Source organism: Humidesulfovibrio sp., assembly GCF_031082295.1.
Classification (GTDB): Bacteria; Desulfobacterota; Desulfovibrionia; order Desulfovibrionales; family Desulfovibrionaceae; genus Humidesulfovibrio.
In genome coordinates this window covers 1-21,003 of record NZ_JAVHLD010000018.1, presented here as the reverse complement: position 1 = coordinate 21,003, position 21,003 = coordinate 1, and the positions used below count along the sequence as shown (strand labels likewise).

Sequence of the window (21,003 nt, the reverse complement as noted above, 5' to 3'; positions counted from 1 at the left end):
AAAGGCCCCACGCCGCAAGACGAAACCTCCCGCCAAAATGGCGGAAGCCATAAAGGAGTACAGACCATGAAGATGAAAGACTTGCTTGAGCAGCGAGGGCGCGTCGTGGCGTCCATGCGGGAGTTGACGGACAATCCCGGCGGCGAGGGCGGCGACCTTAGCACCGAACAGGCGCAGCGTTTCGACACCCTCAAGGGTGAGTTGGGCGGCCTGGAGAAGCGGATTGAGCGCCAGACGCTTTTGGACGAAGCCGACCGGCGCATGCAGGGCCAGCAGATCACCGGAACCGGCGACGGCAATCTGGACCGCGAGCTGCGCGACTTCTCCCTGGTCCGGGCCATCGCCTCGCAGGTGCCCGACCTGAACGTGGACAGCGGCAAAGAGCGCGAACTGAGCCAGGAGCTTGCCCGGCGCATGGGCGTCAAGGCGCGCGGGATCATGGTGCCCATGCACGTCTTCGAGAAGCGCGTCATCACGACTGCGGCCCCTGGCGGCGGCCCCGGCTCGAACATCATCGCCACGGACCACATGGGCAAACTGTACATCGACATTCTGCGCGCGGCCCTCAAGGTGAACACCCTCGGGGCCACCGTGCTGCCCGGCCTGCACGGCAACGTGGACATTCCCAAGCTCAAGGGCTCGGCCACCGCTGGCTGGGTCTCCGAGAATGGAGCCCTGACCCCCTCGGACGCGGAATTCACCAAGGTGCAGATGACGCCCAAGCATGCCGGAGCCCTGACCGAGTTCAGCCGCAACATGCTTCAGCAGTCCTCCCCCGGCATCGAAGAGCTGATCCGCTCCGACTTCGCCAAGATCCTGGCCGAAGCCGTGGACCGCGCGGCCATCAAGGGCGGCGGTTCCAACGAGCCCGACGGCATCCTTGAGCAGGCGGACACCACGGACCACGACATGGCCACGCCGAGCTGGGACAACCTGCTGGAGCTGATCGGCCTGGTGGAAGACGCCAACGCCGAGGGCACGGCCTTCCTGGGGCACCCCAAGGTGTTTCGTGCGCTGCGCCGGACGCTGAAGGACGCCAGCGCCGCCGAGTTGGGCTACATCATGCCCGAGTTGGGCACCCTGGCAGGCTACCCCGTGGCCAGGACCACGCTTGGCCCCACCGTCGCCAGCCCCGTGTCGGGCAGCCTCATTTTCGGGGCCTGGTCCGACCTGATCCTGGGCTACTGGAGCGCCTTCGAAATCCTGGTCAACCCCTACGAGAGCACGGCCTACAGCAAGGGCAACGTGCAGGTGCGCGGCATGCTCACCTGCGACGTGGCCGTGCGCCACACGGAGAGCTTCGCGGCCTCGCAGAACGTGGGCACCGCCGCTTAAAACGACGCGAAAACGGGCAGTGATTGCACCGTTCGTCCAGGCGTGGCGGCCTGGGCCTGATGAGCAGCCAACAAGGGTCAACATGAGCAACATCGAACGCCGCTACGTGACGGAAATCAGGGCCGCAGGCCGCAAGCTGGAAGGCTACGCGGCCACCTTCGGGACCGAGGCCCGCATTGCCGACTTCACCGAGATCATCTTACCCGGCGCTTTCCGTGGCAGCCTGGGCCGTGACGTGCTGGCCCTGATGGATCACGACCCGGCAAAGCTCCTGGCCAGGACAAAAAGCCGCACCCTGCGCATTGCCGAAGACTCCAAGGGCCTGGCCTTCGAGATCGACCTTCCCGAAACCACGCTGGGCCGTGACGTGCTGGCCCTGGCCGAGCGCGGCGACCTTGGCGGCATGAGCTTCGGCTTCACTGTAGGCAAAGGCGGCGAGAACTGGCAGGGCCGCCGCCGCGAGCTGCGCGCCGTGACTCTGCACGAAATCAGCGTGGTCTCTTCCTGGCCCGCCTACAACGGCACGGTCGTTTCCGCGCGGGCCATGATGCCCCCGCGCCTGGCCAACGCACTGCGCTACCTGGAGACCGTATGAACATCATCAAGCGGATTTTCGGCAAGACTGAGCAGCGCGCCGCCTGCCCCTCCTGGGATGCCCTGAGCGGCCACGGGACAGCCACCGGGCGCATGGTGAACCCCCGTGCAGCGGAGAACCTCTCCACGGTCCTGGCGTGCGTCCAGGCCATCAGCACGGCCATTGCCAGCCTGCCCGCGTACCTATACCGCATGGAAGGCAAGGTGCGCGTGGAAGACGCCTCGCACCCGCTGGCCGAACTGATCAGGCGCGGCCCGAACGAAAAGCAGACCTGGCCGGATTTCATCGAATTTATCATGGCCTCCGCTCTCCTGCGCGGCAACGCCCTGGTGGAGATCGTGACAGACCGCGCCGGCCTTTTGCAGGAACTCAAGCCCGTGCCGTGGGAGTGGGTCTCCGTCCAGGTGCTGCCCTCTGGCCGCCTGGCCTATGACGTGACGGAGATCACCAGCATCTACGGCGGACAGGGCCGTTTCAGGCGGCTTCTGGAAGGCGAGGTCATGCACCTGCGCGACCGCACCGATGACGGCCTTCTGGGCAAGAGCAGGCTCCAGCGCGCCGCCGCCGTGGTGGCCGCTGGCGTGTCCGTCCAGGATTTTGCCGAGAGCATGTACCGCAACGGGGCAAGCCCGTCTGGCGCCCTGGAGTCCGACGCCAAGCTGGCGCCGGAAGCTTACGACCGGCTGAAGAAGCAGTTTGACGACGCCTACACCGGCCCGCAGAACGCGCGGAAGGTCATGCTGCTGGAGAGCGGCCTGCACTGGAAGCAAATCTCCGTCTCTCCCGAGGATGCGGAGCTGCTGTCCAGCCGCAGGTTCACCACGGAAGAGCTGGCCCGCATTTTCCAGGTGCCGCCTCCGATGGTGGGCATCTGGGATCACTCGACCTTCACCAACAGCGAGACGGCGGGCAAGTGGTTCGCCACCTTCACGATTGGCCCCTGGTGCCGGAAGCTCGAAGCCGAGTTTGCCCGCTCCGTGCTGTCTGCTGCGGACAGGGCCACGCACCAGATTGAATTCGACCTGTCCGGCTTCCTGCGGGGCGACCACGGGGCGCGCTGGCAGGGCTACCAGATAGCAGTGAGCAACGGCATTCTGACGCCGAATGAAATCAGGGAGGCGGAAGGATGGAACCCCATGCCGGGAGGAGACGATTTCCCCGGCAAACAGACAGGAGTCACGCCGGGCGCATAGGGCACCCGGCAGACGATATAAAGCAGGGATGAGGGGCCTCGCGTGGCAGCTACCCCCCTCACCCCCTAACCAGTGACCTACCGCGAAGGAGGAACACATGGCTGATTCCAAGTATCCCACCACAGTCCAGGACCGCAAGGGCAATCTGGACCTCAAGTCTGCGCTGAGCCTCATCCCGTCCGGCCTGACTTTTAGCCGAGTTGGGACGGCACGACACACCGAAGACACCCCCGCCCCGTTAGGCAACGTGCAGGCATATTTTGCCCGCGCCGATGCTTACTACCGGACTCAATTTCAAGGCGCTGAAAATCTAGAGGCTACGCTTAAGTGTCCCCCTCTCGCTGGCCTGTGCGTCGAGCTTCTGTCTTGTTCTTCATCGGCAGATGAAGCCAGAACTATGCTGAACTTCGCCAGGAAGCATGAGGATGATCCGCAGGAGAGAGAACTCATGCTGCAGACTGCGGAAAATTATTTGTGGACGGCTGTGGAGCGACTTGATCGCCTTGCGATAGATTTGCACCACAGACTTGGCAACCTGCTTTGTGAAGAAGCGGTCTAGCCGCGGGCTAGGCTTGATTTAGGACAGAGCATGGACGCGAAAGAAAGACTCCTGAACGAATTTGGGGAATCAATGACGCCCCAGGAAGTCGCCAATCTTCTGGGTGTGGACGTTCGCACCGTGAAGAAATATGGTGGCTCACTTGGCGGCGTGAGGGTTGCTCCGGGACGCTGGCGGTTCTTTGAAAATCGAATAAGGAGATTCATCGATGCCAACGGAGACCTTACGACGTGGCATAATGAGGTGGCGCGCGGTCGTGAAGATCGGCGGAAAGATCGTCGCCAGCAAGTGGTTCGGGAGCGGCACGAAAGAGGGGCGCAAGGCCATACTCTGGGAGCGGGACAAGCGCGCGGCGTTGCTGGACCAGCAGACCTTGCCGAGCGTGCCGCTGCCATTGGCTTGGGCGACTTCCTACCTGGAGGACGTGCAACGAAGGTGTTGCACAAAGACCATGTGGGAGAAGCGTAGCGCCATGCAAAGACTGCTTGCCTTCATCGGCCAGGCGGGGCTTGCCGAGATCACTCCAGGAGTCGCCTTGAGGCTTCTGCAGCATGAGAACGACACCCGCTCAGGACATGCGGCCAACCGAGTGAGAAAGAACCTGGCGGCGGCCTGGAAATGGGGCAGGCGGTACATGGAGGGATTCCCAGCGGCGGGGGACAATCCTTTCCTGGCCGTAGACAAGTTCCCTGAGCAGCGTAGCCCCAGGTACATCCCGCCTCAGGCGGACTTCTGGCGCGTGCTGGAGGTGGCCAAGGGGCAGGATAAGGTCATGCTCATGGCCTACCTGTACACGGCAGCCAGGCGTGAAGAGCTCTTCCGCCTGAAATGGGAAGATGTGGACTTCACCGCAAACCGAGTCCGGCTCTACACCAGGAAGACCAAAGGCAGCTCTTGGCGGGCCGATTGGTTGCCGCTCTTGCCCGAGCTGCGCGAAGCCCTGGAGTGGTGGCGGGAGGCCAGGCCATACAAGACTGAACACGTCTTCACATGCCTGGACGATTCCCCAAGCCCAAACCACATGCCAGGCGAGGCGTTCCGGTCGCGTCAGCACTTCATGGAACGTATGTGCAGGCGCGCCGGGGTGAAGCACTTCGGCTTACATGCGATCCGGCACCTTCGGGCAGCTATGCTCTACAACTCGGGGGTGCTGCTGGCCAAAGTCCAGAAGCTGCTTCGCCATGAGAGCCCGTCCACCACGGAACGGTACCTGAAGAGCCTGGGGCTTGATGTGGACGGATTGAGGGAAGAGGCAATGCGCCCTGAGGGGGGCAAGGTTATCCCCTTCAGCGCAAAGAAAAGAACCCCCGAAGCTTGTACCTTCGAGGGTTCAGGATATCCGCAGGGATATCCGGTGAGCAAGTAGAACTTAAACAGGCTGCAACAACCTGGAATCGTTGGCGTCCCCAAGGGGATTTGAACCCCTGTTAACGGCGTGAAAGGCCGTCGTCCTGGACCAGGCTAGACGATGGGGACATTCAATAAACTTTGGCTGGGGGACGAGGAATCGAACCTCGATTGGCGGAGCCAGAACCCGCTGTATTGCCTTTATACGATCCCCCAGCAAGCTGCGAGGAGCCCTGATACAGATTCCTGGGGCTGCTTGTCAACCCTGAAATCGCGGCTCCGCGAGAAAACTACAGAGCGCGCGCCAGACGGCGGGTGCGCTTCTTCAGCTTGTTGATCTTGCGGCGCAGCTTGGTGCGCTCCTGGCGGGCTTCAACAGTGCCCTTCTGCACGCGCATGTCGCGGATGGTCTTCTTCAGGGTGAAGATCTGGTCCTTGTAGGGGGAGATGCCGCCCTCGGCATCAACGATGCCAAACACGTCCTTCACGGCCTTGACCAGATCGTCCTTCTGCATGCCGCTGGCGCCCACGATGGACGGGATCTTCGCGACGATGAGGGCGCGCAGTTCCTTGGCGGTCATCTTGTCCAGGGGCTTGGTCAGGCCCAGGCTCTCAAAAGTGATTTCAACAACTTCCTGGCTCATGTTCTTCTCCTTGACGCCCCTGTGGGGCGAGTATTCGCATCTTGATCCTGACCCGCCCCGTCCTGCTGGTCGGCGACCTGCTCGCCGTCCTGCCCATTCTCCGGGACGAAGCGCTTCACATAGGCCATATAACAACGGCCCGCAGCGGATTCCGGGTCCAGCTTGCCTGCCAGACCGCCGAGTATGGGCGGCCTCTGGACCCGCAGAGGCGAGGCCTGTGGCCTCTCCCTGCGCTTCTCGCCCAAAGGAACTCTGCCGTTTAGCAGCTCGAAGCGCACCTTGTCAAAGACTTCTTGACCCAAAAAATCATTCGCCCGCGAGAGAATCTCCGGGGCGTAGTAGGTAAGCTGCTGCGCGGCAATGGCGTCCTCGGTGTGCATGATGAGGGTGCCGTCCTTGTGGCCCAGCGGGCGGGCCAGTTCGGCCACCTCCGGCCCGACGACGTTCTCCCATTCCAGCCACAGGCGCACCAGCCGGAGCCCCCCTTTCTTGTCGTAGCGGGAGAGCACGCGCATGATCGCATCGCCGCCCACATGGCGGTGGCGCGACTCCCGTCCGGGGTGCTGCATCCTCCGGCGCGCCCTCACGGTCGGCTCCGGGGGCGGGACGAAATACTCGGGCGTTCATGCTGCATGCCACCCCCTACCCCCAAGCGCGCGCGGACGCAAGGAACCAGACCGTCCAGACCGGCTCCGGCCCGGGGTGGTCCGTCAATCGCCTGTTGCCGCCCGCAATGCGATCTGATATCGAACCTGATTCGCGATCATCAAGCGACCCCCGGAGGTGTCCACATGGCCAAGAAGCCCAATAGCAGCCCCGAAGACCTGCGTCAGGAAGCCCTCGCCACCGCGCTCACCACCATCGAACGCAAGTTCGGCAAGGGCTCCATCATGCGCATGGACGACGGAAGCGCGCTGACCGCCATCCCGGTCATCCCCACCGGCTCCATCGGCCTGGACCTGGCGCTGGGCGTGGGCGGCATCCCCAAAGGCCGCGTCACCGAAATTTACGGCCCGGAATCCTCGGGCAAGACCACCCTGACCCTGCACCTGGTGGCCGAGTGCCAGAAGCGCGGCGGCACGGCCGCCTTCATCGACGCCGAGCACGCCCTGGACGTGGCCTACGCCCGCCGCCTGGGCGTCAAGACCGAGGAACTCCTGATCTCCCAGCCCGACTTCGGCGAGCAGGCGCTTGAAATCGCCGACCTGCTGGTGCGCTCCGGCGCGGTGGACCTCGTGGTCATCGACTCCGTGGCCGCGCTGATCCCGCAGGCCGAGCTGGAAGGCCAGATGGGCGAGACCCAGGTGGGCGGCCACGCGCGCCTCATGAGCCACGCCCTGCGCAAGCTCACCGGCACCATCCACAAGTCCCGCGCCGTGGTCATCTTCATCAACCAGATCCGCATGAAGATCGGCATGACCGGCTACGGCAGCCCGGAGACCACCACCGGCGGCAACGCGCTCAAGTTCTACGCCTCCATCCGCATAGACATCCGCCGCATCCAGAGCCTCAAGGACAAGGAAGAGGCCTACGGCAACCGCACGCGCATCAAGATCGTGAAGAACAAGGTCGCCCCGCCCTTCCGCGAGGCGCTGGTGGACATCCTTTATGGTACGGGCATGAGCCGCGAGGGCGAGATCATCGACCTCGGCGTCGAGCACAAGATCATCGAGCAGTCCGGCTCCTGGTTCGCGTTCGGAAGCGAGCGCCTGGGCCAGGGCAAGGAGAATGTCCGCGCGCTCCTGGCGGAGAACGCCGAGCTGCGCCAGAAGATCGAGGACAAGATCCTCGAGCACCTGGGCATGACCCCGCCCGCCTTCATCCCCGCGGCGGAAGAGCCCGCGGCGATGGACGAGGCCTAGCAGGACACCCGTCCCACCCCATCCGACATCACCCTTTGGAGAACACAACTCGCATGAACGCCGCAGAAATCCGCTCCCGCTTCCTCAAGTACTTTGAGCAGAACGGCCACACCGTGGTGGAAAGCTCCACCCTGGTGCCCAAGGACGACCCCAGCCTGCTGTTCACCAACGCCGGCATGGTCCAGTTCAAAAAATGCTTCCTGGGCCAGGAGAAGCGCCCCTACACCCGCGCCGTAACCTCCCAGAAGTGCCTGCGCGTGGGCGGCAAGCACAACGACCTGGAGAACGTGGGCCGCACCGCGCGCCACCACACCTTCTTCGAGATGCTCGGCAACTTCTCCTTCGGCGACTACTTCAAGGCCGACGCCATCCGCCTGGCCTGGGACTTCATCACCAAGGAGATCAAGCTCCCGAAGGAGAGCCTCTACGTCAGCATCTACAAGGATGACGACGAGGCCGGGGAGCTGTGGCAGAGCGTGGCGGGCATCGCGCCGGAGCGCATCTACCGCCTCGGAGACAAGGACAACTTCTGGTCCATGGGCGACACCGGCCCCTGCGGCCCCTGCTCCGAGATCTACGTGGACCAGGGCGCGGAGATGTCCTGCGGGCCGGACTGCGGCATCGGCAAGTGCGACTGCGACCGCTTCCTGGAAATCTGGAACCTCGTGTTCATGCAGTTCGACCAGGCGGCCGACGGCACCCGCACTCCCCTGCCCCGCCCCAGCATCGACACCGGCATGGGCCTGGAGCGCATCGCCGCCGTGGCCCAGGGCAAGCAGTCCAACTTCGAGACCGACATCTTCACCCCGCTCATCTCCTTCGTGGCCGACAAGGCCAAGGTGAAGTACCGCGCGGACAAGGAAGTGGACACGGCGCTTCAGGTCATCGCCGACCACAGCCGCTCCATCGCCTTCCTCATCACCGACCAGATCCTGCCCAGCAACGAGGGCCGCGGCTACGTGCTGCGCCGCCTCATCCGCCGGGCCTTCCGCTTCGGCCGCCTCATGGGCCTTACCGACCCCTTCCTGCACGAGACCGTGCGCCAGGTGGTGGCCCAGATGCATGGCGCCTACCCGGAGCTTCTGTCCAACCAGGAGTTCATGGCCCGCGTGGTGCGCGAGGAGGAGGAACGCTTCTCCCAGACGCTGGACAAGGGATTGGTGATCCTGGAGGACGAGATCGCGCGGCTGAAGGAGAACACCGAAACCCGCATCAGCGGCGAGTTCGCCTTCAAGCTCTACGACACCTTCGGCTTCCCGCTCGACATCGTCAACGACGTGGCCGAGAAGCAGGGCATCACCGTGGACGAGCCCGGCTTCATGGCCTGCATGAAGGAGCAGAAGACCCGCGCCAAGAGCGCCTGGAAGGGTTCCGGCGAAAAGGACGTGGCCAGCATGTTCCAGGGCCTGCTGGAGTCCGGGTTCAAGACCCGCTTCACCGGCAACGCCCTGCTTGAGGACGACGGCCGCGTGAGCGCCCTGCTGGACGGCGAAGGCGAGCAGGTGGACGAGCTGACCCAGGGCCAGGGCGGCTGGCTGGTGGCGGCGAGCACGCCCTTCTACGGCGAGTCCGGCGGCCAGGAGGGCGACCTCGGCGAGGTCTCCACCACCACCGGCGGCGCCGACGTGCTGGAGACCCTCAAGCCCGCGCCGAGCCTCACCGTGCACAAAATCTTCGTCAACGAGGGCGAGATCAAGACCGGCCAGACGGCCAGCCTCACGGTCAACGCCCGCTCGCGCATGGCGAGCTCGCGCAACCACACGGCCACCCACCTGCTGCACTCGGCCCTGCGCCAGGTGCTGGGCGACCACGTGAAGCAGTCCGGCTCGCTTGTCGGCCCGGAGCGCCTGCGCTTCGACTTTACCCACATCGCGCCCCTGACCCCGCAAGAGATCCTGCGGGTGGAGCAGATCGTCAACCGCGCCATCCTGGACGACCTGCCGGTGGGCCGCGAGATCGTGACCCCCAAGGAGGCCGTCGCGCGCGGCGCCATGGCGCTGTTCGGCGAGAAATACGGCGAGACGGTGTGCCTGGTCGAAGTCCCCGGCGTGAGCATGGAGCTCTGCGGCGGCACGCACCTGACCAACACCGGCCAGACCGGCAGCTTCGTCATCCTGTCCGAGACGGGCGTGGCGGCGGGCATCCGGCGCATCGAGGCCGCCACGGGCTGGAACGCGCTGAACCACCTGCAGACCCTGCGCCAGGAAATGGCAGAGGTTCAGGCCGTGCTCAAGGCCCGGCCGGAAGAGGTGGCCGCCCGCGCCAAGAGCATGAGCGCCCAGGTTAAGACATTGCAGAAGGACGTGGAACGCCTGCAGACCAAGCTCGCCAGCGGCGAGGGCGGAGCCCGCATGGCCGAAGTTGAGGACATCGGCGGGGTGAAGGTGCTGGCGGTCAAGGCCGAGGCGGCGAGCATCAAGAGCCTGCGCGAGCAGATGGACGCGCTCAAGAGCAAGCTGCCCTCGGGCGTGGCCTGCATCGTGGCCCCCACCGAGGACGGCAAGGTGGCGGTGCTCGTCAGCGTGAGCAAGGACCTGCACGCCAAGTTCACCGCGCCCGCCCTTATTAAAGATGTTGCGGCCCTGGTGGGCGGCAGCGGCGGCGGTCGGCCCGATATGGCCCAGGCGGGCGGCACCGACGCCTCGGGCATTGACAAGGCCATCGCCAAGCTGAAAGAGTTGGTGGCAGCGGCCTAGGGGACGTTCCCCGGGTTGAGGCCAAGAAAAGGTCGCGGAATTCAGTTGACAGGCTCGGTCAAAAACCGTAAGAGCCCTGTTTCCAGTTTGAAGTGAAGGAGCTGCCCAAAATGAATACGTACAGCCCGGTCCCGTCGGACCTGAAGCACGAATGGTTCGTGGTCGATGCCACGGACATGGTGCTGGGCCGCATGGCCACCGCCATCGCCCACCGCCTTCGTGGAAAGCACAAGCCCGGTTTCGCCCCGCACATGGACGGCGGCGACTTCATCGTCGTGGTCAACGCCACGAAGATCAAGGTCACCGGCGACAAGTTGAACAAGAAGATGTACTACAAGCACACGCTGTACCCCGGTGGACTCAAGACCCGGAACCTGCAGCAGATGCTGGACAAGAACCCCGAGCTGGTGATCATCCAGGCTGTGCGCGGCATGCTGCCGAAAAACCGCCTGTCCCGCCAGATCATCAAGAAGCTCAAGGTGTTCCCTGGTCCCGAGCACACCCACGTCGCCCAGAAGCCCCAGGCTCTGGCCCTGTAACCTCCGCACCAGGAGTTGATGCATGCTTGATTTCAATTACGGCACCGGCAAGCGCAAGAACGCCGTGGCGCGCACCCGCGTCATGGCTGGCACCGGCCAGATCACCGTCAATGGCCGTCCTTACGAGGAATACTTCCCGCGCAAGACCCTGCAAATGATCGTGCAGCAGGCGCTCAAGCTGACCAAGACCGTCGACAAGTTCGACATCAAGGTCAATGTCGCCGGCGGCGGCGTGTCCGGACAGGCCCAGGCCGTCCGTCACGGCATCTCCCGCGCGCTCTTGACCTTCGATCCGGAGCTGCGCGGCACCTTGAAGCGCGCCGGGTTCCTGACCCGCGACGCCCGCAAGAAAGAGCGCAAGAAGTACGGCCAGAAAGGCGCCCGCGCCCGCTTCCAGTACTCGAAGCGCTAGGCCGAACCGGTTTACCCTCTCCTGCCCATTCGGGCCGGCACCCCAAAGGTGTCGGCCCTTTTTCAGTTTAAGCTCCAGACAATGCACCGTCGTGTCCGCTCCTGCGTCCGCAACTTCCCGGACAGCATTGCAACGCTGGTGGGAGAGCACGAACGCCAGGAGGTGAGGGCCGCCGCCGAATTTCCCGCGCGCCGCTTCCGCAAAATCCTCCCCCCTGTCCCGGCTGCAAAAAGGCTGGCGGGCAGGGGGGATTTTCCGTTAGGCTCAGCGCATGCTGCCGCTTCGCCCCACCCAACGCCTCACCCAGCGCGCCACCCCGCTCGCTGGGCAACGCGCGCCCTGGCCGGACCTTGGGCCCCAGGTGGACGGTCGCCCGGCCGGGCGCCTCACCAATGCCCAGGCCCGGCTCTGGAGCCTGGTGCTGCGCGCCCGGCGCGTGCCGCACCGCGTGCGCCCCATGCCCGGCGGCTATACCGTGCAGGTGCCCGCGCGCTTCCTGCGCCAGGCGGTGGATGAGATCACCCTGTACCACCACGAGAACGTCAGCCCGCACCCGGACATCCCGCTGGCCCCGGTGCAGGAGCGCTCCCGCCCCACGGTGGGGGCCATGCTGGCGCTCTGCGCCTTCTTCGTGCTCACCCACCGGCCCATGCCGACTTTCGGCTCCTACCCGCAATACTGGCAGAGCGTTGGCGCGGGCGACGCCACCCTGCTGCTGGGCGGCCAATGGTGGCGCATGTTCACGGCGCTCACCCTGCACGCCGACCCGGCGCACGTGGCCAGCAACGCCGTCATCGGCGGCGTGTTCCTGATCCTGCTCTCCAGGCGCGTGGGCTCGGGCGCGGCCTGGTTCCTGGCCATCCTGGCCGGGGGGCTGGGCAACGTGTTGAATGTGCTGGCCCAAGGCCCGGCGCACCTGTCCGTGGGTTTCTCCACGGCGGTGTTCGGCGCAGCCGGAGTGCTGGCGGGGCTCAAGGCCGTGAGCGGGGAGGGGGCGCTCTCCCAGCCCCGGGGAGAGTTCCAGGCCGGAGCGCGCGGCTGGCTGCTGCCCGTGGCCGCGGGGCTGGCCCTGCTGGCGAGCCTGGGCACGGCGGGCGAGAACACCGACATCGGCGCGCATTTCTTCGGCCTGCTGGCCGGAGGGCTTTTGGGGCTGCCGGTGGGTCGCTGGGCCGCGCGGCGCGGCTATCCCAACGAGACCTGGGGCGAGCGGCTCAACGTGGCGCTCGGCTCCCTGGCGGGGCTGATCCTGGCCGTGGCCTGGTTCTGGGGCTGGCTTGCGGCCTGGCCGAGAACCTAGGCCTCCTGCTCCTCACCCGACGTGACGCAACGCGCGAAGAACTCGCACGTCACGTCCTGCCACCACACGAACCCGTGCTCCACATCGGCGTACCAGGCCGCGGTGAAGGACTTGCGGTCCGCGGTCCAGATGCGCCGCAGCGAAGGGGCAAAGGCCGGGGGCAGGCAAAGCTGGCGCAGGTCCGGCTCGGGCAGCAGCAGCGTGGCCAGCTCCTGGGCCGTGGGCAGCCGCCAGCCGGAAAGCCCGTGGCGGCGCTCCGCGTTGAGCCTCCCGGCCCTGGCCTGGGCTGCTGCGAAGGTCAGGCCGTAGGCGCTGCCGCCGCGTTCCCACACGAGCTTCGTGCGCAGGTCGCGCACCAGCTCCGGGCCGCTGGCGACGAAGCGTTCGGCATCGCAGGTCGCGGGCCGCCACAGCTCGTCCAGCCCGAAGGCCGCACGCGCTCCTTCCAGGGGCTGGCGCACCGCAACCGAGCGCAACGCCGAGGCGGGCCGGGCGCTGGCGCAGGGCGGCGGGGTCTCCTCCGGCAGGGAGCAGACGCGCTCGCGCAGACGCGCCCAGTGGGCCGACAGCTCGTCCAGTTCCGCCAGTAGCGCGCGGGCCGAGCCAGGCCGCTTCCCGCGCTCCTCGTGGCAGGCGCTGGCGAAGAAGGCGTCGAAGCGCTCGTCCAGGCCGTCGCGCAGGGCGCTCGCAGGCGTCCCCTCCTGGGGCAGATGCCCGGTAAGGCAACGGAACAGCGTGACCCCGGCGGAAAAGACATCGGCCCGCTCGTCGGCGGTCTCCGGGTCGGCCTCCTGCTCGGGTGCGGCGTAGTACGGCGAGCCCACCACCGCGCCCTTTGGCGTGGCCGGGCCTTTCTCCCCGCGCAGGCGCGAGAGGCCGAAGTCGATGAGCTTGACCTCGTCGGCCAGGCAGAAGCCCGGCGCGCAGGCATCGGGCGGACGCTCGGCCAGCATGAGGTTGAAGGGCTTCACGTCGCGGTGGACGACTCCCTCGTGGTGCAGCCGGGCCAGCGCCGAGGCCAGTTGCCGCGCCAGCCACAGGGACTGCTCAACGCCAAGGCGGCGGGTGGGCTCCTCCACGCGGTAGATCTCGCCCAGCAATGCGCCCAGGTTGTTGCAGTAGTACTCCATGACGAAGAAGGGCAGGCTGCCGCCGTCAGCTGTCAGGGCCTCGTCCACGTCCAGCACCTGGGCGATGTTCGGATGCCGGATGCCCGCCATGAGCGCGGCCTCGCGGAAGAAATCCCGGCGCAGCAGCGCGGGGTCGGCGGTGGCGGCCAGCATCTCGGCGGGCTTCAGCACCTTCACGGCCACCACGCGGCCCGTGCGGGGCATGGCCGCCTTGTACACCGCGCCCATGCCGCCCCGGCCAAGCAGCCCGAGAATGGCGTAGCGGCCTATGGCGCGCACGTGCCCGCCCGTCCGTTTGCGGATGCCTGCGTCATGGCGCGAGGCAAGCCCTCGCCGTGTGGAATGGGTGTCAGCATACTCACCTGCGTGGAAATTTCTAGCACAAGGCCGAAGGTCAACGCAACAAACGGCATCCTTTCCTTTCCCCTTTACGCCGCCCCGCGCCCCGAACTATGCTGCGGCCACAGAGGCTTTAGGGAGGTCCGCATGAACGCACTCGACTGTCTAATGACGCGCCGCTCCATCCGCAAGTTCACCGCAGAGAAGGTCGCCCCGGAGCTGATCCAGGCCGCGCTGGCCGCCGCCATGTCCGCCCCCAGCGCGGGCAACGCCCAGCCCTGGCACTTCGTGCTCATGACCGACCGCGCCAAGCTCCACCGCGTGCCGGACTTCCACCCCCACGCGGCCATGGCCCGCCAGGCCCAGGCGGCGATCCTGGTCTGCGCGGAGCCGGCCCTGGAGAAATACCCCGGCTACTGGCCCATCGACTGCGCCGCGGCCACGCAAAACCTGCTGCTGGCCCTGCACGCGCAAGGCCTGGGCGCGGTGTGGGTGGGCGTGTACCCGGAAGCCTCGCGCGTGGAGAACTTCCGCGCGCTGCTGGGCATCCCCGAAACCGTCATTCCGCACAGCTTCATCCCCCTGGGCCACCCGGACATGCCCTCCGGCCGGGTGGACCGCTTCCGGCCCGAGCGCGTGCACCACGACGCCTGGTAGGCCCGCAACCGCCGAGAAACTGCGGCGCGGACAAAAAAAGGCCGCCCCCGGCGATTCGGGAGCGGCCTTTCGCGTCGTGTCGGCGAAGAGCTAGAAGCGGGTGTCGAGCTCGTACACCAGCGTCTGTTCCAGGGCCGTGCGGCAGGTCGCAAGCGGGCAGTCGGCCACGGCGGCGCAGTCGTCCGTGGCGTCGCGGGCCACGAAGACCTCGCGCACGGGGCCGGCTCCGGCAGGCGTCAGGGTAACGAGCACCCGGCCCTGGCAGAACGCGGGCTCATTGGCGCCCAGGGGCGTTCCGCCAAGAATGGGGTCGCCGGTGCGCGTCTCGGCGCCGCTGGAGCGACGATGCGAGAGGGTGTCGCGGCGTTCCAGGGCGGCCTGGCCCCCCTGGCCGGAGCCGATGCTCCGCGCGGGCAGCCAGTAGTGGATGTCCTCGCTGTAGCCCGCGCCCACGGCGGCCGCCGGGAGGCGCAGCTCCTCGGCCATGATGCCGAGCTTGGCCTTGCGCGTGTCGGCGCAGAGCAGGTGGGCCTCAAGCGCGTAGCGCGCCGGGCCGGAAGCTTTGAGGGTGTACCCTTTGTCCTTCATGGCCCGCACGACGAAGCCGCGCAGGGACGCGTCTTCCGTCCCGACCAGCGTGGCCCGGCCTTCCGCGTCCAGCCCGTAGGTTTTCAGGGTCAGGGTGTAGTCGCCCGCGGCGCGGGGAAATTCGCTCAAGCTCCGCACCTGGAGATTCGGATCGCGCTGGGCGCAGCCGCCCAGGGCCACCAGCGCAATCAGCGCCGCCAGGAGTACCTTCCGCTGCATGTCTCGCTCCTTGCCATTCTCGTCTCCCACGGCGGGAGTGCCGCTTGCTTCAGATAGCCCATCGGCCGCCACGGGGCAAGCCCCAAGACCTTTGTCCGGCCAAGACATCTTGCCAGCGGCACGGCCGGAGGGTACACCTCCCCATTGTGGGCGCGTTCGCCCATGCAGAGAGGACGCATGGCCATCTTTTCCGTGCGCTCAAGCAGCTTTCTGGAGCACATTTTGCGCCTGGCAGGGCTTCTGGCCTTGTTTTCCCTGGTGATCGTGGGTTTCTGGAAGAACAGCGAGCGCAACATCGAGCGCATCAACGCCAGCCACGGGCTCTCCGACGAGACCAAGACCCTGTCCACGGTCGAGAAGGAGCAGATCCAGGGCTTCATCACGGCCCTGCGCAAGACCTACGGCGTGGAGGCCAGGGTGCAGGTGCGCCGCGGGGCGCCCACGCCGCCCGACCAGGACGGCAAGACCCTGTTCGTGGGTCTGGACCTGGACGCAGGGACCGCCGTGGTCATGTTGCCGCCCCTGGTGGAGCGCGCCCTCGGCCCGGACTTCGCCCGGCAGCTGGCGGCGGAGCACTTTCCCTTCCATTTCGGGCCGGGCAAGAACTGGCAGAAGGGTCTGCTCCTGGCGCTCGATCTGATCCAGTCGCGCCTGGCGGCACTGGACACCCCGGCTCCGGCCGCGACACAAGCAAACACAACGCAAAAGGACACCCCGTGAGCGAACTGCCCCCCGTGACCCTCTACACCGACGGCTCCTGCCTGGGCAATCCCGGCCCCGGCGGCTATGCCGCCATCCTCGTCTGCGGCGAGCACCGCATGGAGCTGGCCGAGGGCTTCTCCGGCACCACCAACAACCGCATGGAGATCATGGGCGTCATCAAGGGCCTGGAGGCCTTGAAGAAGCCGAGCCAGGTGGAGATCGTCACGGACTCGCAGTACGTGAAGAAGGCCTTCACCGACCGCTGGCTGGCCGGCTGGCAAAAGAACGGCTGGAAAACCGCGGCCAAGCAGCCCGTCAAGAACCAGGATCTTTGGAAACGGCTGGTGCCGCTCATCAACGCGCACAAGGTCACCTGGCGCTGGGTGCGCGGCCACAGCGGCCACCCGGAGAACGAGCGCTGCGACGTGCTGGCCCGCGCCGCCGCCTCGGGCCGCAACCTGCCGCCGGACGTGCAGCCCTCCTGACGCTAGGCCCGCCTGGCCCCGCCCCTTGGGCTGGCCTCGCTCCCGTCGGGCGCTCCAGAGCCCGACCAAGCCACGCCACGCCATTTTTTCTCGACGAGCCACGTTCAATCTGTCAAGAGTATTGATGTTCACCCAAGTCTGCCTCGCCAAGCGAGGGCACGCCAGCCTCTTGCCACCGCCGCGGGCCGGGAGGACAGCCATCAGACGCCCCGCAGCTGGACCGCCACCCATGAGTCGGGAGAGCACATGGACCAGACAGACCACCAAAGCGACGACTTGACCACCCGCCCGTTCTTCGGCCCCAAAGGCTCGGGCGGCCCCGGCGACAAGGGCCTGGGACCGGCCTCCTGGCTCTTCTCCACCGACCACAAGCGCATCGGGCTTCTGTACCTGGGGCTCATCGGCCTCATGTTCATCGCGGCCCTGGCGCTCGGGCTCATCCTCCGGCTCAAGCTCATGACCCCCGGCAGCACGCTCTTGAGCCCGCAGGAATACAACGCCATGTTCACCCTGCACGGGGTCATCATGGTCTTCCTGGTGGTCATCCCGAGCATTCCGGCCAGCTTCGGCAACATCTTCCTGCCCCTGCACATCGGCGCAAACGACGTGAGCTTCCCGCGCCTGAACAACTTTTCCTGGTGGCTGTACGTCACCGGCATGGTGCTGGCCATCACGAGCATCTTCACCGGCTCCGGCGCCCCGGACACGGGCTGGACCTTTTACGTGCCCTTCAGCGAGCGCACCACCACCAACGTGAGCCTGGCCGTCATCGCCGTGTTCATCCTGGGCTTCTCCAGCATCCTGACGGGGCTGAACTTCATCACCACCGTGCACCGCCTGCGCGCGCCGGGCATGACCTGGAAGAAGCTGCCGCTGTTCGTCTGGTCGCTCTACGCCACCGGCTGGATCCAGGTGCTGGCCACGCCGATCCTTGGCATCACGGCGCTTTTGATCTTCGCCGAGCGCGTGCTGCACCTGGGCCTGTTCGACGCCGCGCGCGGCGGCGACCCGCTTCTGTACCAGCACCTGTTCTGGATCTACTCGCACCCGGCGGTGTACATCATGATCCTGCCCGCCATGGGCGTCATCTCCGAGATCATTCCCGTGTTCGCCCGGAAGCCCATCTTCGGCTACAACATGATCGCCTTCTCCAGCCTGGCCATCGCCTTCGCCGGGTCGCTGGTGTGGGCGCACCACATGTTCACCAGCGGCATGAGCGATACCGCCGTGCTCATCTTCTCGTTCCTGACCTTCGTGGTGGCCATCCCCTCGGCCATCAAGGTCTTCAACTGGCTCTCCACGCTCTACCAGGGCTCCATCAGCCTGGACCCGCCCCTGCTCTACGCCCTGGGCTTCATCTTCATGTTCTCCATCGGCGGGCTGACGGGCCTGGTGCTCGGCAGCGCGGGCACGGACATCCACGTGCACGACACCTACTTCGTGGTGGCGCACTTCCACTACGTGATCTTCGGCGGCACGGGCCTTGGGATGTTCGCGGCAATGCACTTCTGGTTCCCCAAGGTCTTCGGCCGCATGTACGACCACGGCCGCGCGGCCTGGGCCTTCTGGCTGGTCATCCTGGGCATGAACGTGCTCTATTTCCCGATGTTCATAATGGGCTTGCAGGGAATGCCCCGGCGCTACTACGACTACCTGCCGCAGTACGGCCCCATGCAGATGGTCTCCACCTGGGGCTCGTGGCTGCTGGCAGTGGGCCTGGGGCTGATGTTCTGGAACCTCTACCGAGGCAGCCGCTACGGCCCCGCGGCCACCAAAAATCCCTGGGGCGGCGCGACGCTGGAGTGGACCCTGCCCACCCCCCTGCCGCATGAGGCCTTCGAGGGCGACCCGTCGGCCCCCGAGCCATACGACTTCAAGGGGGTGAACCCCGATGGCTGAGCACGGCGCCACCGCGGCCCACCCCAAGGACTACCACGCCGCCAAGATGGGCATGTGGCTGTTTTTGTTCACCGAGATACTGCTGTTCGGCGGGTTGTTCCTGCTCTACGCCAGCTACCGCCACCGCTTCCCCGAGGCCTTCCACGCGGGCGGGCAGACGCTGGACGTGTTCCTGGGAGCCCTGAACACGATCGTGCTCATCACCTCCAGCCTCACCGTGGCCATGAGCATCACGGCGCTCCGGCGCGGGGAGCTCACGCGCTGCCTGTGGCTGCTGGGCTTCACCATCGCCTGCGCGGGCGGGTTCATGGTCAACAAGACCATCGAATGGTCCGCCAAGTTCCACCACGGGCTCATCCCCGGCTCGGAGCACATGCTCGGCCTGCCCCAGGGCCAGAGCGTGTTCTACGGGCTGTACTACGCCATGACGGGCCTGCACGGCGTGCACGTGGTCATCGGCGCCACGGTGCTGGCCTGGGTGATGCTGCTCATCAGGCAGGGCAAGGTCACGGCCCAGGACTATGTGGTTCTCGAAAACGCCGGGCTCTACTGGCACATCGTGGACCTGGTGTGGATATACCTCTTCCCCCTCTTCTACCTCATCTCCTAGGGGGCCGCCATGACAGACAAGCACGAAGCGCAGCACGAGCCCCTGAGCTACCGTTTCCTGGCCCTGGTCTGGGCCGGGCTCATGGCGCTCACCGCGCTGACCCTCGGCGCGGCCAAGGTCGACCTCGGCTTCCTGAACGTGGTGGCGGCGCTGGGCATCGCCAGCGCCAAGGCCAGCCTGGTGATCTTCTTCTTCATGCACCTGAAGTACGAGAACCGGCTCATCAAGGGCATGGTGCTCACGGCCTTCGTCATCCTGGCCATCGCCATCGCCCTCACGTTCGTGGACGTGGGCTACAGGTACTAGGAGCGACGCCATGAGCGCACCCGAACTCGCAGCCCCGCAGGCCGTCGCCACCGCCCACCCGGGCGACCTGGTCAACGCCGTGGCCTCAGTGGACGCCACCTTCCTCCTGATCTTCGGCATCTCGGCGGCGCTGCTGCTGCTCATAACCACGGCCATGGTCTATTTCGTCATCCGCTACAACCGCAAGAGACACCCCATTCCGGCGGACTTTTCGAGCAACCTCTGGGCCGAGATCGTCTGGACCGTGCTGCCCACGCTGCTCGTCATGGGCATGTTCTGGTCGGGCTGGCACAGCTTCCGCGCCCTGCGCGACGCCCCCGCGGACGCCCTGGAGATCCAGGTCATGGCGCGGATGTGGTCCTGGGACTTCGAGTACCCCGGCGGGAAGCACAGCGGCACCCTGGTGGTGCCCGTGGGCAGGCCGGTCAAGCTCTCCCTCACCAGCAAGGACGTGATCCACGGGTTCTTCGCCCCGGCCTTCCGGCTCAAGATCGACACCGTGCCGGGCATGACCAGCCACGCCTGGTTCCGTGCCGACAAGGAGGGCGAATACGTCATCTTCTGCTCGGTGTACTGCGGCCTGCAGCACGCCAGGATGCTCTCGGCCATCAAGGCCGTGAGCCAGGAGGAATACGACCGCTTCCTGGCCGAGAACCCGGCCTCCACAGGGCCTTCGGGCAAGGCCGTCATGGACGCCAAGGGCTGCCTGGGCTGCCACAGCCTGGACGGCACCGAGTCCGTCGGCCCGACCCTCAAGGGCGTGTTCGGCAGCACCGGCGTGTTCGTGGTGCCCGGGGCCAAGGACAAGAGCGAGAAGAAGCTTGTCCTCGACGAGGCCGGGCTCAAGCAGGTCATCATGGAGCAGCGCACCTGGCGCGTGAAGGGCTTTGAACCCATCATGCCCGGCTACGCCGACCAGCTGACGCCGGAGGAGCTGAACCAGATCATCGACTTCCTGAAGAACGGCGAAAAGGCCGACTCGACCGGCGGCGCAACCGCCACGGCGACCCCAGAGCAGGGCCGCGACCTGGCCGAGGCCCAAGGTTGCCTGGGCTGCCACTCCGCCGACGGCAGCGAACTGGTGGGCCCGAGCTTCAAGGGCCTCATGGGCAAGCCGAGCACCGCCAAGGACAAGGCCGTTGTGGACCGCGCCTTCGTGCAGGCGATTTTGAAAGACCCCGCCGCGCGCCTGGGCCGCCCCTCGTCCATGCCGGCCTTCCCCGACCTGACCGAGGTCCAGCGCCAGCAACTGCTGCTCTACCTGGAGTCTCTGGGCGCGCACGGGGGGCACCAATGAGCCGCGCCCTGCGCGATCCGATCGCAGACATGGCGGCCTTGCTGCGGCCGCGCATCGGCCTGCTGGCCGCCGCCGGGACCTGCGCCGGGTTCGTGCTGGCGCGCGCCCACGCCCCCGCCGCCGACCTCGGCGCCGCGCTGTCATTCGCCGTTGCCGGAGCCTTTCTGCTGGCCTGCGGCTCATCGGCCCTGAACCAGGTGCAGGAACGCCGCGAGGACGCGGCCATGATCCGCACGCAAAACCGCCCGCTGCCCACCGGACGCCTGAGCGTGCGCGCGGCGCTGCTGTG

The 21,003-nt window shown here is 66.4% G+C and carries 23 protein-coding genes, 2 tRNA genes and 1 other RNA gene; 20 read left to right on the top strand and 6 right to left on the bottom strand.

Features of this window, described 5'->3' with window-relative positions; genetic code table 11:
- The first annotated feature begins 66 nt into the window (after nucleotides 1–66).
- The 7 genes from RDU24_RS10450 to RDU24_RS10420 all read left to right on the top strand — a co-directional run bounded on the left by RDU24_RS10450 (nucleotide 67) and on the right by RDU24_RS10420 (nucleotide 5,048).
- On the top strand, nucleotides 67–1,335 hold the full coding sequence (locus RDU24_RS10450) for a phage major capsid protein (RefSeq protein ID WP_308735696.1): 1,269 nt from the start codon (nucleotides 67–69) through the stop codon (nucleotides 1,333–1,335).
- Between the two features lie 4 nt (nucleotides 1,336–1,339).
- Nucleotides 1,340–1,408, top strand: an RNA gene (locus RDU24_RS10445) — hammerhead ribozyme type II.
- Nucleotides 1,409–1,417: 9 nt separating this feature from the next.
- Nucleotides 1,418–1,930, top strand: a complete 513-nt coding sequence (locus tag RDU24_RS10440) for an HK97 family phage prohead protease (protein ID WP_308735695.1) — start codon at nucleotides 1,418–1,420, stop codon at nucleotides 1,928–1,930.
- On the top strand, nucleotides 1,927–3,123 hold the full coding sequence (locus RDU24_RS10435) for a phage portal protein (RefSeq protein ID WP_308735694.1): 1,197 nt from the start codon (nucleotides 1,927–1,929) through the stop codon (nucleotides 3,121–3,123). Before RDU24_RS10440 ends, RDU24_RS10435 begins: the two co-directional genes overlap by 4 nt.
- Nucleotides 3,124–3,220: 97 nt before the next feature.
- A complete protein-coding gene (locus RDU24_RS10430) occupies nucleotides 3,221–3,682 on the top strand; it encodes a hypothetical protein (protein ID WP_308735693.1) in 462 nt (153 codons plus the stop codon).
- Nucleotides 3,683–3,712: 30 nt separating this feature from the next.
- Nucleotides 3,713–4,150 (top strand): helix-turn-helix domain-containing protein, encoded by a 438-nt coding sequence (locus tag RDU24_RS10425; RefSeq protein ID WP_308735692.1) that lies wholly within the window; start codon nucleotides 3,713–3,715, stop codon nucleotides 4,148–4,150.
- Nucleotides 4,151–4,154: 4 nt separating this feature from the next.
- Nucleotides 4,155–5,048, top strand: a complete 894-nt coding sequence (locus RDU24_RS10420) for a tyrosine-type recombinase/integrase (RefSeq protein ID WP_308735691.1) — start codon at nucleotides 4,155–4,157, stop codon at nucleotides 5,046–5,048.
- Nucleotides 5,049–5,080: 32 nt separating this feature from the next.
- On the opposite strand, the gene RDU24_RS10415 is transcribed toward RDU24_RS10420, so the two are convergent.
- From RDU24_RS10415 to RDU24_RS10400, 4 genes are all read right to left on the bottom strand, one after another.
- Nucleotides 5,081–5,158, bottom strand: a tRNA-Glu gene (locus RDU24_RS10415).
- A 13-nt stretch (nucleotides 5,159–5,171) separates the two neighbouring features.
- A tRNA-Gln gene (locus RDU24_RS10410) sits at nucleotides 5,172–5,245 on the bottom strand.
- A gap of 74 nt (nucleotides 5,246–5,319) precedes the next feature.
- Entirely contained in the window at nucleotides 5,320–5,673 is a 354-nt protein-coding gene (locus RDU24_RS10405; RefSeq protein WP_308735690.1) for a hypothetical protein, read from the bottom strand.
- Nucleotides 5,670–6,242: a DUF721 domain-containing protein gene (locus tag RDU24_RS10400; protein ID WP_308735689.1), complete on the bottom strand. Its 573-nt coding sequence runs from the start codon at nucleotides 6,240–6,242 to the stop codon at nucleotides 5,670–5,672. The genes RDU24_RS10405 and RDU24_RS10400 overlap by 4 nt, the downstream gene beginning before the upstream one ends.
- A gap of 222 nt (nucleotides 6,243–6,464) precedes the next feature.
- On the opposite strand from RDU24_RS10400, the gene recA reads away from it, so the two are divergent.
- The 5 genes from recA to RDU24_RS10375 all read left to right on the top strand — a co-directional run bounded on the left by recA (nucleotide 6,465) and on the right by RDU24_RS10375 (nucleotide 12,482).
- The gene (recA, locus tag RDU24_RS10395) at nucleotides 6,465–7,535 is read left to right on the top strand and encodes a recombinase RecA (protein WP_308735688.1); all 1,071 of its coding nucleotides are present in this window, start codon (nucleotides 6,465–6,467) and stop codon (nucleotides 7,533–7,535) included.
- 53 nt (nucleotides 7,536–7,588) lie between these two features.
- The gene (gene alaS, locus RDU24_RS10390; RefSeq protein WP_308735687.1) at nucleotides 7,589–10,231 is read left to right on the top strand and encodes an alanine--tRNA ligase; all 2,643 of its coding nucleotides are present in this window, start codon (nucleotides 7,589–7,591) and stop codon (nucleotides 10,229–10,231) included.
- Nucleotides 10,232–10,341: 110 nt separating this feature from the next.
- Nucleotides 10,342–10,770, top strand: a complete 429-nt coding sequence (gene rplM, locus RDU24_RS10385) for a 50S ribosomal protein L13 (protein ID WP_308735686.1) — start codon at nucleotides 10,342–10,344, stop codon at nucleotides 10,768–10,770.
- A gap of 22 nt (nucleotides 10,771–10,792) precedes the next feature.
- Nucleotides 10,793–11,182, top strand: coding sequence for a 30S ribosomal protein S9 (gene rpsI, locus RDU24_RS10380; RefSeq protein ID WP_308735685.1), 390 nt, complete (start codon nucleotides 10,793–10,795; stop codon nucleotides 11,180–11,182).
- Nucleotides 11,183–11,453: 271 nt separating this feature from the next.
- On the top strand, nucleotides 11,454–12,482 hold the full coding sequence (locus RDU24_RS10375; protein WP_308735684.1) for a rhomboid family intramembrane serine protease: 1,029 nt from the start codon (nucleotides 11,454–11,456) through the stop codon (nucleotides 12,480–12,482).
- On the opposite strand, the gene RDU24_RS10370 is transcribed toward RDU24_RS10375, so the two are convergent.
- Nucleotides 12,479–13,891: a protein kinase domain-containing protein gene (locus RDU24_RS10370; protein ID WP_308735683.1), complete on the bottom strand. Its 1,413-nt coding sequence runs from the start codon at nucleotides 13,889–13,891 to the stop codon at nucleotides 12,479–12,481. The two genes, RDU24_RS10375 and RDU24_RS10370, sit on opposite strands and share 4 nt — an antisense overlap.
- Before the next feature lie 207 nt (nucleotides 13,892–14,098).
- Between RDU24_RS10370 and RDU24_RS10365 the strand changes: the two genes are divergently transcribed.
- A complete protein-coding gene (locus RDU24_RS10365) occupies nucleotides 14,099–14,608 on the top strand; it encodes a nitroreductase family protein (protein WP_308735682.1) in 510 nt (169 codons plus the stop codon).
- 90 nt (nucleotides 14,609–14,698) lie between these two features.
- Here the strand turns inward: RDU24_RS10365 and RDU24_RS10360 are convergent, their stop codons facing one another.
- Nucleotides 14,699–15,415: a hypothetical protein gene (locus tag RDU24_RS10360; RefSeq protein WP_308735681.1), complete on the bottom strand. Its 717-nt coding sequence runs from the start codon at nucleotides 15,413–15,415 to the stop codon at nucleotides 14,699–14,701.
- A 177-nt stretch (nucleotides 15,416–15,592) separates the two neighbouring features.
- Here RDU24_RS10360 and RDU24_RS10355 point away from each other — a divergent pair, with 177 nt between their 5' ends.
- The 7 genes from RDU24_RS10355 to RDU24_RS10325 form a co-directional block, all read left to right on the top strand.
- A complete protein-coding gene (locus RDU24_RS10355; protein WP_308735680.1) occupies nucleotides 15,593–16,135 on the top strand; it encodes a hypothetical protein in 543 nt (180 codons plus the stop codon).
- Between the two features lie 5 nt (nucleotides 16,136–16,140).
- Entirely contained in the window at nucleotides 16,141–16,602 is a 462-nt protein-coding gene (gene rnhA, locus RDU24_RS10350; RefSeq protein ID WP_374989762.1) for a ribonuclease HI, read from the top strand.
- Between the two features lie 246 nt (nucleotides 16,603–16,848).
- Entirely contained in the window at nucleotides 16,849–18,501 is a 1,653-nt protein-coding gene (gene ctaD / locus RDU24_RS10345) for a cytochrome c oxidase subunit I (protein WP_308735678.1), read from the top strand.
- Nucleotides 18,494–19,111, top strand: coding sequence for a cytochrome c oxidase subunit 3 family protein (locus RDU24_RS10340; protein ID WP_308735677.1), 618 nt, complete (start codon nucleotides 18,494–18,496; stop codon nucleotides 19,109–19,111). Before ctaD ends, RDU24_RS10340 begins: the two co-directional genes overlap by 8 nt.
- Nucleotides 19,112–19,120: 9 nt before the next feature.
- The gene (locus RDU24_RS10335) at nucleotides 19,121–19,417 is read left to right on the top strand and encodes a cytochrome C oxidase subunit IV family protein (protein ID WP_308735676.1); all 297 of its coding nucleotides are present in this window, start codon (nucleotides 19,121–19,123) and stop codon (nucleotides 19,415–19,417) included.
- A 10-nt stretch (nucleotides 19,418–19,427) separates the two neighbouring features.
- The gene (gene coxB / locus RDU24_RS10330; RefSeq protein WP_308735675.1) at nucleotides 19,428–20,714 is read left to right on the top strand and encodes a cytochrome c oxidase subunit II; all 1,287 of its coding nucleotides are present in this window, start codon (nucleotides 19,428–19,430) and stop codon (nucleotides 20,712–20,714) included.
- 29 nt (nucleotides 20,715–20,743) lie between these two features.
- The coding region (locus RDU24_RS10325; protein ID WP_308735674.1) for a UbiA family prenyltransferase at nucleotides 20,744–21,003 on the top strand (260 nt) is incomplete at its 3' end.